The sequence below is a fragment of the Ruegeria sp. AK11 genome, assembly GCF_056541095.1.
On record NZ_JBQFXU010000001.1, the window covers coordinates 108863 to 121893 of the forward strand.

At 57.9% G+C, this 13031-nt stretch carries 11 protein-coding genes; 7 read left to right on the plus strand and 4 right to left on the minus strand.

The genetic code is table 11. The annotated features are described in order from the left end of the window. The first annotated feature begins 121 nt into the window (after positions 1–121). On the plus strand, positions 122–361 hold the full coding sequence (locus ACR0D9_RS00580) for an HP1242/YdcH family protein (RefSeq protein ID WP_480481962.1): 240 nt from the start codon (positions 122–124) through the stop codon (positions 359–361). A 74-nt stretch (positions 362–435) separates the two neighbouring features. Here the strand turns inward: ACR0D9_RS00580 and ACR0D9_RS00585 are convergent, their stop codons facing one another. After that, entirely contained in the window at positions 436–1836 is a 1401-nt protein-coding gene (locus ACR0D9_RS00585) for a helix-turn-helix domain-containing protein (RefSeq protein ID WP_209504590.1), read from the minus strand. Positions 1837–1899: 63 nt separating this feature from the next. Further along, on the minus strand, positions 1900–3105 hold the full coding sequence (locus ACR0D9_RS00590; protein WP_480486367.1) for a multidrug effflux MFS transporter: 1206 nt from the start codon (positions 3103–3105) through the stop codon (positions 1900–1902). 183 nt (positions 3106–3288) lie between these two features. Between ACR0D9_RS00590 and ACR0D9_RS00595 the strand changes: the two genes are divergently transcribed. The 3 genes from ACR0D9_RS00595 to ACR0D9_RS00605 all read left to right on the plus strand — a co-directional run bounded on the left by ACR0D9_RS00595 (position 3289) and on the right by ACR0D9_RS00605 (position 5907). Beyond that, entirely contained in the window at positions 3289–4821 is a 1533-nt protein-coding gene (locus ACR0D9_RS00595; protein ID WP_209597857.1) for an acyl-CoA carboxylase subunit beta, read from the plus strand. A gap of 266 nt (positions 4822–5087) precedes the next feature. Continuing rightward, positions 5088–5420 (plus strand): DUF6497 family protein, encoded by a 333-nt coding sequence (locus ACR0D9_RS00600; protein WP_480506382.1) that lies wholly within the window; start codon positions 5088–5090, stop codon positions 5418–5420. A 133-nt stretch (positions 5421–5553) separates the two neighbouring features. Continuing rightward, entirely contained in the window at positions 5554–5907 is a 354-nt protein-coding gene (locus ACR0D9_RS00605; RefSeq protein ID WP_209504586.1) for a hypothetical protein, read from the plus strand. Positions 5908–5993: 86 nt separating this feature from the next. On the opposite strand, the gene ACR0D9_RS00610 is transcribed toward ACR0D9_RS00605, so the two are convergent. Further along, on the minus strand, positions 5994–7145 hold the full coding sequence (locus tag ACR0D9_RS00610) for a DcaP family trimeric outer membrane transporter (RefSeq protein WP_480486364.1): 1152 nt from the start codon (positions 7143–7145) through the stop codon (positions 5994–5996). Positions 7146–7795: 650 nt separating this feature from the next. Between ACR0D9_RS00610 and ACR0D9_RS00615 the strand changes: the two genes are divergently transcribed. Beyond that, complete coding sequence (locus tag ACR0D9_RS00615) at positions 7796–7999, plus strand: hypothetical protein (protein ID WP_267365672.1); 204 nt, start codon at positions 7796–7798, stop codon at positions 7997–7999. Between the two features lie 116 nt (positions 8000–8115). After that, a complete protein-coding gene (locus ACR0D9_RS00620; RefSeq protein WP_480537393.1) occupies positions 8116–10161 on the plus strand; it encodes an ATP-binding protein in 2046 nt (681 codons plus the stop codon). Positions 10162–10237: 76 nt separating this feature from the next. Here the strand turns inward: ACR0D9_RS00620 and ACR0D9_RS00625 are convergent, their stop codons facing one another. Then, positions 10238–10684, minus strand: a complete 447-nt coding sequence (locus tag ACR0D9_RS00625) for a DUF4174 domain-containing protein (RefSeq protein WP_267365674.1) — start codon at positions 10682–10684, stop codon at positions 10238–10240. Between the two features lie 168 nt (positions 10685–10852). Between ACR0D9_RS00625 and scpA the strand changes: the two genes are divergently transcribed. Then, positions 10853–12979, plus strand: coding sequence for a methylmalonyl-CoA mutase (gene scpA, locus ACR0D9_RS00630; protein WP_480486361.1), 2127 nt, complete (start codon positions 10853–10855; stop codon positions 12977–12979). Positions 12980–13031: the final 52 nt, after the last annotated feature.

A 13031-nucleotide genomic window follows, 5' to 3' on the forward strand; every position in this document is an offset into this window, starting at 1 on the left:
ATGCGCGTGGCGCTTTATTGAAATTCGCGGGATTGTTGCGGGTAGTTGATCCCGGTCAAAGCGAAAGCCCGGTCACGCTTCTATCACTGGTTTGCAACGACATATGAAGGAGCGAACAGAGATGTCTCACACCCCGCATGAACTGGCCGAAGAGTTTCCGGACAAAGTTGAACTGATGAGCCAGCTCAAGCAGTCGGATGCGCATTTCGCCCGGCTGGCCGATGAATATCATGAGGTCAACCGCGAAGTGCACCGCGCCGAGACCAATGTCGAACCCATGGAGGAACTGGCCGAGGTTGACCTGCGCAAAAAACGCGCGGCGCTGAAGGATGAGATCTGGGCGATCCTGTCCAAGACTTAAATTCATTGGCGGGGGCTATGCCCCCGTCGTGCCCAGAGACGTGACGCTGATAGGGCTTAGTCGCCAGACTAAGATCAGGTCACTTCATAGGGCAGGGTGCCGCGAATATGGGTGTCGATGCTCAGACGGCGTTCCAGCGGCGGAACCGAACGCTGGTGACAGGTTTGCCGCTCGCAGATGCGGCAGGAAATTCCAATGGGCTCGTAAGCGCTGGCATTGTTGATGTCGAGGTTATCAGCATAAACAAGCGCCGGGGCATGGCGGACCTCGCACCCCAACGCAATGGCGTACCGTCTGACGGGCGCACCGAAAGAGCCGCCCGATTTTGAAACATCCCGTGCCAGCGAGATATAGCGAACGCCATCTGGTGTTTCCGCCAGCTGCCGCAGGAAATGCCCGGGCGTTTCAAAGGCCCGATGCACGTTCCAAAGCGGGCAAGCCCCACCAAAGCGTGCAAATTGAAGGCGTGTGGCCGAGTGTCGCTTGGTGATCGTCCCCGCCTGATCAACCCGGACGAAGAAGAACGGGATGCCCTTGGCGCCGGGACGCTGTAGTGTCGACAGCCGATGTGCAACCTGCTCGACCGACGCCCCGAACCGGTTGCTGAGCAGCTCCAGATCGTGACGCTCTTCCTGAGCAGCAGTCAAAAACGCGGTATAAGGCATCAGAGAGGCACCAGCGAAATAGTTGGCAAGACCGATCTTGGCGATGGCGCGGGCTTCGTCACTTTGGAACTTGGCGAAATCCAGCGTCGCCTCCAGCAACTGGTCCTGACTGATCAGCGCGACCTGTAACAGAAGCTGGAACACCTGCGTCTGCGGCGCTGCACGGGAGGACAGGCGCAAAATTTTGCTGTCGACATCATAAGCGCGCAAGGGGCCCATATCTGAAAAAACCACCTGAATTCCGCGTTCTGAAAGGCTGCTCAGGGCGGCTTGCCGGATACCGCCGGGGCCGTCGGCGCGGTTGGCAAACAGTTCCGCTGCCCTGTCCACGGCGTCGATGTAGTTGTCGCAATAATGGAAGAAATCGCGCACTTCTTCCCAAGGGCTGGCCTGAATACGCGCATCTTCACGCCCCAAAGCCTCGTCCAGCGAGGCAAGGCGTTCATGTGTCTGCCGGTAGGTTTTGTGCAATTCGATAAACGCGCGCGCCAGGGCCGGGGCGTTGGAAGCTGTCAGGCGCAGATCGGCCAGAGGGGGCTGTATGTCGGCAAAAACAGGATCGGCCAGCGCCTCGCGCATGTCTGAAACAAGACGTTCGCTGTCGCCGGTGCTGAGTTCGGTAACATCCATTCCGAATTCCTGCGCCAGAGCCAGCACAACCGTGGTCGAGATCGGCCGGTTGTTGTTCTCCATCTGATTCAGATAAGGCAGTGAAACGCCCAGTTTGGCGGCAAATTCGCGCTGCGTCAGGGTCAGGCGAGTCCGCATTTCGCGCAGTTTCGCGCCCGCATAGAGCTTTTGGGTGGCCATAGGGTGCCTTTGCAAGTTTTCCAATTTCCGAGGTTAACTTTGCAAAGTCATTGGGGCAAGCGGTTACAGCCCCAATTGCCGTTCTCTTCGTACGACAGTTGAAATTGCGACGATCGCCAGAACGGCTGTTGCCAGCATCAGCCAAAGCAGCGGCATCGCGCCGGTTTCACGTGTCAGCAAGGCACCTGCCAAGGCGCTCAGCCCGGCGCCGCCACCTAACATAATGGCGCCACTCAGGCCCGAGGCGGTTGCAGCCAGTCGAGGGCGCACTGATAGCGCGCCCGAGGTTGCGTTGGGGATGACCATGCCATTGCCGACGCCCACAAATGTCATGAACCCAAAGAAACTGAGTGCGGTTCCACGGTCGGCCAGAAACAGCAATGCCGACACAGCGACGCCAAACGCATTGAGCAGGCTTCCCCATAGCACCATGCGGTTCACACCGAACCGCACTGAAAAACGCCCGCTCATGAAATTGCCAACAAAATACCCAACCGCAGGTGCGCCAAAATAAATGCCAACCTGTGCCGCGCTCAACCCGAACAATTCGGTGCCGATGAAAGGTGCGCCGCCGAGATAGGCGAAAAACGAACCCGATGAGAAGGCACAAGCCAGTGAATATCCCCAGAACCGTGGCGAGGTCAGAAGTTCGGGGTATTCCTTGAATTGCTGGACAAGCGTTTTGCCACTTTTTGCCGATGTTTCCCCAAAGTCCGAATAGGTCAGTGCCATAGTCAGCAGACCTACGGCAAAGGGCAGCCAGAAATTCGCTTTCCAACCAAAGCTCACTTCCAGTAAGCCGCCGATGGCAGGGCCAATCATCGGAACCACGGCCATGCCCATCGTTACATAACCGATCATTGAGGCAGCTTGGTCCTGATCGTACATATCCCGCACCGCTGCGCGGCTGAGAACCATACCGACGACCACTACCGCCTGACACATCCTGAACGCCAGAAAAACCGTGGCATTGGGGGCGAAGATGCACCCAAGGGTCGCCATCAGGAACAGGCCAAGGCCCCACAGTAAAACTGGTCTGCGTCCTGCCTGATCCGCAATTGGACCTATAAGAATTTGCAGAATGGCATTGATCAGCAGATAAAGCGCAATCGACAGCTGCATGACCTTGTAATCGGTTTCGAAATACTCGGCCATGTTTGGCAGGCTGGGCAGAAACAGGTTCATGCTCAGGGCGGACAGGCCCGAGAGTAAAACAAGCGTCGCCAATGTGGGTGGTGTGCGGTGGACCGCGTCAGAGCTGAACTGCATGGTTCACATGTATAGCCGTGGATTTACGGAATGCCAGCCATTCGCAAAATTGCCTGCGAGAATTCGCAGTTTTGCAATTATCCAAATTACTGTTGCTGAAATTTTGCAAATTTGCCGAAAATAGCTTTGGATGAGCGGCCCAAACAGGTAGGGTCCCGTCAAATTTATAAGGGGATAGTCGTCATGAAAGACATTCTTTCCGAGTTGGAAGGCCGCCGCGATAACGCGCGTCTGGGCGGTGGGCAGAAACGGATCGATGCCCAGCACGCTCGCGGCAAACTGACCGCGCGTGAACGGATCGAACTGCTGTTGGACGAGGGCAGCTTTGAAGAGTTTGACATGTTCGTCAGCCACCGCTGCACCGATTTCGGGATGGAAAAACAAAAGCCTGCGGGTGACGGTGTTGTCACCGGTTGGGGCACGATCAACGGGCGCATGGTTTATGTGTTCAGCCAGGATTTTACCGTCTTTGGCGGATCGCTGTCGGAAACCCATGCTCAGAAGATCTGCAAGATTATGGACATGGCGGTCCAGAACGGTGCCCCGGTGATCGGAATCAACGATTCGGGCGGCGCACGCATCCAGGAAGGTGTGGCTTCGCTGGCGGGGTATGCCGAAGTGTTCCAGCGCAATATCATGGCCTCGGGCGTGGTGCCGCAGATCAGCGTAATCATGGGGCCCTGCGCGGGTGGCGCGGTGTACAGCCCGGCGATGACCGACTTTATCTTCATGGTCAAAGACACCTCTTACATGTTTGTGACCGGCCCGGATGTGGTGAAGACCGTAACCAACGAAGTGGTAACTGCCGAGGAATTGGGCGGGGCCTCGACCCATACCAAGAAATCCTCAGTCGCTGATGGCGCGTTCGAAAACGACGTCGAAGCTTTGGCCGAGGTGCGGCGCCTGGTGGATTTCCTGCCCCTCAACAACCGCGAAAAGCCGCCCGTGCGCCCGTTCTTTGACGAACCCGGCCGGATCGAGGCTTCGCTGGACACTCTTGTGCCAGAAAATCCGAACACGCCCTACGATATGAAGGAACTCATCGCCAAAGTGGCGGACGAGGGCGATTTCTATGAAATTCAGGAAGATTTTGCGAAGAACATCATTACCGGGTTCATCCGGCTGGAAGGTCAGACCGTAGGCGTCGTCGCAAACCAGCCGATGGTGTTGGCCGGGTGTTTGGACATCGACTCCTCGCGCAAGGCTGCGCGCTTTGTGCGCTTCTGTGACTGCTTCGAAATCCCGATTCTTACACTGGTCGACGTTCCTGGCTTCCTGCCGGGAACTAGCCAGGAATATGGTGGTGTCATCAAGCATGGGGCCAAGTTGCTCTTTGCCTATGGCGAGGCAACCGTGCCGAAGGTGACAGTGATTACCCGAAAGGCTTATGGCGGTGCTTACGACGTTATGGCCTCCAAGCATTTGCGCGGTGATTTCAACTATGCCTGGCCCACCGCCGAAATTGCGGTCATGGGGGCAAAAGGGGCGACCGAGATTATTCACCGCGCCGATCTGGGGGATGCGGACAAGATCGCATCTCACACCAAGGATTACGAAGACCGATTTGCAAATCCCTTCGTGGCAGCCGAGCGCGGCTTCATCGATGAGGTGATCATGCCGCATTCGACCCGCCGTCGTGTATCCCGGGCATTTGCCAGCTTGCGCGGCAAACAGCTGAAGAACCCTTGGAAAAAGCACGACAATATCCCGCTGTGATCCTTCTGGGGGCGGGGTGGCCCGCCCCGCTCAATCTTAGACTGCCACAGCGGCTCTGAGGCTAAAACGCCCTCAAATTGAGGCGGAATTGACAAAAACCGGCAAATAGTTGAATGATCCGACCCGTCAGACATAGAACCGCGCAGACCAATCGTACTGCGCGCGCGACCCCGGAAGGAGGAGCTCGCCGCTGGTGGGTCCGGGGTCGCGCCATTTGTCTGGTTGCTCTCGCCTTCAGCCATCCTGCTTTTTCAGACTCCGATACTTTGCTGCCGGTTCCGTCGGGCCAGCCAGTGCAACTGAGCGATGTCCTGCTGGACAACAATCCCGGCGAGCTTTGGCTGCGCTTTCGCTTTATCGCGCCCAGAATAGGCGCGTCAGTGGGACGGATCGGATATGATGTGGCGTCGAAGGATATGGAGCACCTGTGCCAGATTCTGGCCGTTCCATATGTCGCGCAGCATGAATTGCATCCGGCGCGGGTCGTGATCTCTTTGTCCGATCGCCCGGTAGAGTTTGGTGATGCCGCCCCTGATGCGACCCAGTTTTTTGAGGCCTACCGGCTGGAGCAGTCCCAGTGTATCTGGGAGGGGCTTTGACCATGACCGCAGGAATCCATGAGTGCAAAGCGTCTCAGACCAACTGTGCGGCTTTGGAGGTGCGCATCATGATCCCATCCCTTTTCGGGCTCGAATTGCTTTTGTCTGCAAGTATGACACAAGAGGGCCTTTCATGCTGAAGCATCGTGGTTTCCCCGGTCGCCTTTCAGGCACTGACTTTCAGTTCACCATTCGTCGCGCCAACCCAAAGGGCGCTACACCGTTAACGCGGCGCGAGCGGTTTCGGGACCGTAAACCTGCGGACAGGCGCGCTGATAGTGCGTTCATGGAAGCCCTTTGGGCCCATTTCGGCGACCAGCCGTTCGAACGGGGCAATCTGGATGCTGGGCGTTTGAGCTGGCTGTTCGGGCGCGAAGTCATCCCGGCAGAAGACCCCTTTGATCCGGCCAGTTATGATGCCTTGCTCGTTATCGACGTAAACGCTGCGCGCGCATCCTTCCCGGACATCATCGACGGGATGGACTGATTGTGACATTCGCTGCCGCACATAATCCGATCACTGCCAGTTTCGGGAAAATCCTGCCCGAAACCGGGCAGGATTTATGTGTGGTCTCAGAAGTTCAACTGGGCTGCAAGCTGAACGCGGCTGCCGTCAAAGGTTCTGCCGGTGGGCGCGTCATTCCGCTCGCCATAGATGTATTCGGCGCTGAGCGTCAGACTGTCTGTCGCCTTGTAGAACGCGTTGACATGGATGGTTTCCAGTTCGGTGAAGGACAGCGTGCCGGTCGAGGTCGGCAGATCATAGTCTTCACGACCGTAAGCAATGCCGACATTCCATTTTGCACCGATGTCCTGCCTGAATTCCACGGTGTAGCCATCCACATCGTTGGCCTGCCCACCGACGATGGCATCGCCGAGACCGATCAGGTACGGGCCAAGCGCCTCACCTGTGACGTAGTTGACTTGGAACAACCCGCCTTGCCAGGGGCGAATGCCGCCGGAAAGCGTAAAGCCGGTTTGATCCACTTCGACATTGCCGGAATTGGCTTTACCGTACAAAACGGCACCACGGGCAATGTACGTACCGTCGTTATATTCCGCCGAGGCCGTCAGGACGGGATCATCGGAATTCGACCCGCTGACGTTCTCTTCGATCGAGACCGCAAACTGTGCATTGCTGCCAAGTTGTCCGGTGTATCTCAGCTGTGGGACACGAGCGAATGCGATACCCACGGGGCCGTTGAATTCGACAGTGGTCGGGTAGGTGTCCAATGGTTGGAAGTTGGTCCAGTACTGACCAATCAGGAACTGATCGCCGATGGTGATGTTGGCATGGCGAATGCGCAATTCAGCCGTGCCGCCGGAACCGAACAGGTCAAGCTCAAGCTGTCCGCCAATGTCACCGATCCCGCTTGGGGTGGTGGTACGCAATCCGATCCGAGATTGGCGAACGGTTGCCCCGAAGGTGCCGTCGGTTGCGGCCGAGGGTTCACCGATAACATTCACGAACGCCGTATCCCCCTGATCGTAGTCGAAGTCATAGAAGAAATCGGCCTTCACGTATCCGTAAAGGTCCAAAACGGTGTTGCCGATGCGGAAATCTCCGTTGGCGGGGCCGCTTTTGGCGGCTTCCAGCGCCTCGACCCGGGCGCGCAAAGCGTCGAGTTCGGCCTGGGTCTGGGCGTCCTGGGCAACAGCAAACGTGCCGGTCACACTGAGCGCAGAGGCAGCGAGCAGGAGTGCCTTTTTTCTAGTCATAGTCATGTGGGTGTTCCTTTGAGTGCGAGTGTGCCCAAGGACCGTTTCACGCAGCAGAAATCTTTGGAAATCACGAGAAAGAGAATAGAACCATCTGATTTCTCAATAAAATGTGCCTTTTTCGACTTCTTGAATCACAGCGTCTTGAACCTGTCATCTAACGCGCTGTTGCGCCGTAATTCCTTCGCCGGTGGAGTGGCGGCGATTCGTGATGCTGCAACCGCAGAAAGCATCGGAAGCGACCCATTTTGTAACGAAACTGTGACGGTGAACGGGGCTTTCGTGCTGGTATTTCACTTGAATGCTGTCGGCACGAAGTTGCGCGCCATTTTGCGGCTTGGGCAGAAACCAGCCGAGTTGTCCCGGGGAAACAATACTGTGTTTGCTCAACAGATTGTGCCGTGCAAACTGAATGGGCCGTGCGGCTCTACTTTGCCTGCGCCGCACATGCACCTACTATTCCGTACCCCTTCCTTGCGCGGGCAGGCTTGTGTTCCCCACATAGACCTGTCCGCGTTTTTCTTTTTGGCCTCCACGGCCAAAGAGAAGCGAAAACCTGCACAAAACCTGCCTGCAGCTGCATTGATATTGAATAACAGGCCCCATTTCGCGCATCTGATCCCAAAGGAACCAAGAAACCTAAAAGGGCAGACACAATGCGATTCTCGAAACTCATCCTTGTTGCGGCGACCTGTGCGGGTCTGGCCGCGTGCGGTGACACCACGGGCGAACAGGCACTCCTCGGCGGTGGTGCCGGGGCTGTGGGGGCCGCGGTCCTCAATGCCGACCCGCTGTTTGGCGCGGCCGTCGGTGCAGCGGGCAACGTGCTGTACTGCAAGACACAGAACACCTGTAACTAACGCATATCCTTCGGGGCGCCTGGCGCCTCAGCCATCATTGCGCATCACGCCGTCGTGGGGATCGTACCCTGCGGCGGCGTTTTGCGTTTCCGGAACACCAAGCCAAAGGACGTTTCATGTTCAATAAGATCCTGATCGCCAACCGGGGCGAGATCGCCTGCCGGGTCATCAAGACCGCCCGCAAGATGGGTATCGGCACCGTTGCCATTTATTCGGACGCGGACAAGAACGCGCTGCATGTGTCGATGGCCGACGAAGCCGTGCATATCGGTCCGCCCCCGGCGAACCAGTCCTACATTGTGATCGACAAGGTCATGGATGCCATCCGTCAAAGCGGTGCGCAGGCGGTTCATCCCGGCTATGGCTTCCTGTCGGAGAACTCGAAATTCGCCGAGGCGCTCGAGGCCGAAGGTGTTGCCTTTGTCGGCCCCCCTGTCGGTGCAATCGAAAGCATGGGCGACAAGATCACGTCGAAGAAGATCGCACAGGAGGCCGGAGTTTCGACGGTTCCGGGTTACATGGGGCTGATCGAAGACACGGACGAGGCGGTCAGGATCTCGAACGACATCGGTTATCCGGTCATGATCAAGGCCAGCGCCGGTGGTGGTGGCAAGGGTATGCGCATCGCGTGGAGCGATGAAGAGGCGCGCGAAGGCTTTCAGTCGTCCAAGAACGAAGCCGCAAACTCGTTCGGAGATGACCGGATCTTCATCGAAAAATTCGTAACCCAACCGCGCCATATCGAAATTCAGGTTCTGTGCGACAGTCACGGAAATGGCATCTACCTGGGCGAGCGTGAATGCTCGATCCAGCGCCGGAACCAGAAAGTGGTGGAAGAGGCACCGTCACCCTTCCTTGATCCTGAAACCCGCAAGGCGATGGGTGAACAGGCTGTCGCTCTGGCCAAGGCCGTGAACTACGCAAGTGCAGGTACGGTCGAGTTCATCGTGGACGGAAACAAGAATTTCTACTTCCTCGAAATGAACACGCGCCTGCAGGTGGAACACCCTGTTACGGAACTGATCACTGGCGTCGATCTGGTCGAGCAGATGATCCGCGTTGCAGCGGGTGAAAAGCTTTCGATAACGCAGGATGACGTGACCCTGACCGGCTGGGCGATTGAAAACCGTCTGTATGCGGAAGACCCGTATCGCAACTTCCTGCCGTCGATCGGTCGTCTGACCCGGTATCGCCCACCGCAGGAAACCGCGGCCGGTCCGTTGCTGGTCAACGGCAAATGGCAGGGTGAAGCACCCGATGGTGAAACCGCCGTGCGCAACGATACCGGCGTCTACGAGGGCGGCGAGATCAGCATGTATTACGATCCGATGATCGCCAAGCTCTGCACTTGGGCGCCGACCCGCGAAAAAGCAATCGAGGCGATGCGCGTGGCGCTGGACAGTTTCGAAGTGGAAGGCATCGGTCACAACTTGCCGTTCCTGTCGGCAGTGATGGATCACCCAAAATTTGTCAGCGGTGACATGACAACGGCCTTTATCGCTGAAGAATATCCAGACGGGTTCGAGGGCGTCACGTTGCCCGAAGTGGATCTGCGCCGGATTGCTGCGTCCTGCGCGGCCATGCACCGCGTCGCCGAAATCCGGCGCACCCGCGTGTCGGGCCGGATGGACAATCACGAACGCAAAGTAGGCAAGCGCTGGGTTGTGACATTGCAGGGGCAGGATTTCGCCGTGCAGGTCAATGCCGACAAAGAGGGGTCAACGGTCAAGTTTGAGGACGGACCGTCCTTGCGTGTCGCCTCGGACTGGACACCGGGCGATCAACTGGCGGTTCTGGACGTGGATGGAAGCCCGCTGGTTCTGAAAATCGGCAAGGTCTCGGGCGGTTTCCGCGTTCGCAACCGCGGCGCGGACTTGAAAGTGCATGTGCGCCGCCCACGGCAGGCGGAACTGGCCAAGCTGATGCCGGAAAAACTGCCACCAGATACCTCGAAATTGCTGCTCTGTCCGATGCCTGGCCTTGTCGTGAAGGTCAATGTCGAAGTGGGGCAGGAAGTGCAGGAAGGTCAGGCGCTTTGCACAATTGAAGCGATGAAGATGGAAAACATCCTGCGCGCCGAAAAGAGGGGCGTGGTGGCCAAGGTCAATGCAGGCCCCGGTGACAGCCTTGCTGTGGACGACGTGATCATCGAGTTCGAGTGACCATGTTGGCGCTTTCGACATACATTCCAACGTTTCCAGCGCATCGCGCCGGGGCCTTTGGACATGGCGAAAGCGTTCAGCCCCCTTCGCGCCGTTCGCGAATCTCGCGTTCGCGCAGGGGGGTCTTGTCGATAGACCTGCCAATCTCACGCACGCTCCACGGGCTGGGTTTGCGCAGTTTGACCACGCCGTCCTTGTCGACGAACACCATCTGGAAGCCACGCGGCCGCAGCTTGGTCCGGATCGGAGACCGGGCAGACGGGTCCGTGTCTGTCAGCACGATGACATCACGGTCGCGCATGGCTGCTTCTTCTGCGACAAGCATATCGATCTGCTGCTGGAACCGCGGATCGGCAGGCGTGTCAGCGAAAACCACAATGGGGCGTTTGACCCACAAAAATTCGCTGAGTTCACTTTCACCCACCGGGCGGACAAAACTGTCATCAGACGGCGCGGTTCCGTCTGCCGCCAAGGCGGCCAGAGGGATTAGTGCCGAGAAAACAAAGGCAAGCGTGCGTGTCATGTGGCCTCCTGTTCTTTCGAATATAGCCCCTGTGCCCGCGATTGCGACCGGCGATTTGTGCCGGGTGACCACATTTTCGCGCTTGTGCCTGAAAGAACAGGCCAAGTGCAGGACCTTGGCGCGGACGCTTTCAGCGACCGCCATCCGTATTGACGAGAGGAAATCGAAATGACCGACACAAAGGACTGGAAAGCGCTTGCCGAGAAAGAGCTGCGCGGACGTCCGTTGGGCGACCTGACCAAGGAAACGCTGGAAGGTATCGCGGTCAAACCGCTTTACACCCAGGAAGACACCGCCGATCTGCCGCATATGGGGTCTTTGCCGGGGTTTGGCCCGTTTACCCGCGGTGTCAAGGCCACTATGTATGCCGGGCGTCCATGGACGATCCGCCAGTATGCGGGCTTTTCGACCGCCGAGGAATCGAACGCGTTCTACCGACGCAATCTGGCAGCAGGCCAGCAGGGCGTTTCGGTTGCCTTCGATCTGGCGACACATCGCGGCTATGACAGTGATCACCCGCGCGTTGTGGGCGATGTCGGTAAGGCAGGTGTTGCCATCGATAGTGTCGAAGATATGAAAATACTGTTCGATGGCATCCCGCTCGACAAGGTCTCGGTCTCGATGACCATGAACGGCGCGGTTGTTCCGATCCTGGCCAGTTTCATTGTTGCGGGTGAAGAACAGGGTCACGACAGATCTGTCCTGTCCGGCACCATTCAGAACGACATTCTGAAAGAATTCATGGTGCGCAACACCTATATCTACCCGCCTGAACCGTCGATGAAGATCATCTCGGACATCATCGAATACACGTCGAACGAGATGCCCAAGTTCAACTCGATCTCGATCTCGGGCTATCACATGCAAGAGGCCGGGGCGAACCTTGTACAGGAACTGGCCTATACGCTGGCTGATGGGCGTGAATACGTCCGTGCCGCGACTGAGGCCGGGATGGACGTGGACAAGTTCGCGGGCCGTTTGTCGTTCTTCTTTGCCATCGGCATGAATTTCTTCATGGAGATCGCCAAACTGCGCGCCGCTCGCACGCTATGGCACCGGGTAATGACCGAGTTCGGGGCAAAGTCCGAACGGTCGAAAATGCTGCGCACCCATTGCCAGACTTCCGGCGTTTCGCTTCAGGAACAGGACCCTTACAACAATGTTATCCGCACCGCCTATGAAGCGATGAGCGCAGTTCTGGGTGGCACCCAATCGTTGCATACAAATGCTCTGGACGAGGCAATTGCGCTGCCCACCGATTTCTCGGCCCGCATTGCGCGGAACACGCAGCTCGTGCTTCAGGAAGAAACCGGTGTAACTGATGTGGTCGATCCTCTGGCCGGTTCTTACTATGTTGAAAGCCTGACCAATGAACTGGTCGAAAAAGCCTGGGCCCTGATGCAAGAGGTCGAAGAGATGGGTGGCATGACCAAGGCGGTTGCCTCGGGTATGCCCAAGCTGCGCATCGAGGAAAGCGCAGCCCGTCGTCAGGCCATGATCGACCGGGGCGACGAAGTGATCGTCGGCGTCAACAAGTACCGCAAGGAACAGGAAGACCCGATCGACATTCTGGATGTCGACAACGTCGCCGTGCGTGAGGCGCAGGTGGCGCGGCTGGAACGCATTCGCGCAACCCGTGATGAAGCCGCGTGCCAAGCCGCGCTGGACGCCCTGACCAAGACCGCCCAGGAGGGCGGAAACCTGCTGGCCGCTGCGGTCGAAGCCGCCCGCGCCCGTGCATCCGTAGGAGAGATCAGCATGGCAATGGAGAAAGAATTCGGCCGCCACCGCGCCGAGGTGAAAACCCTGGCCGGTGTCTATGGCGCTGCTTATGAGGGCGACGAAGGCTTTGCCGCGATCCAGAAATCCATCGAGGACTTTGCCGAGGCCGAAGGCCGCCGCCCCCGTCTTCTGGTGGTCAAAATGGGGCAGGACGGGCATGATCGCGGTGCCAAGGTTATCGCCACGGCCTTTGCAGATATCGGGTTCGACGTGGACGTTGGCCCGCTGTTCCAGACACCTGCCGAGGCCGCGCAGGACGCGGTGGACAATGACGTACATGTGGTCGGCATTTCCTCGCAGGCGGCGGGGCATAAAACACTGGCACCCCAGCTAGTGGAAGAGCTGAAGAAAGCAGGGGCCGACGATATCATCGTGATCTGTGGCGGGGTGATCCCGCAACAGGATTACCAGTTCCTGTATGACCATGGGGTCAAGGCCATCTTTGGTCCGGGCACCAACATTCCCGAGGCCGCTCAGGACATTCTGCGCCTGATCCGCCAGGCACGGCCCTGACACAAGGCAAGTCTTTCAACGAAAGCTCTTGTGATCCTGCGCCAATGGCGAA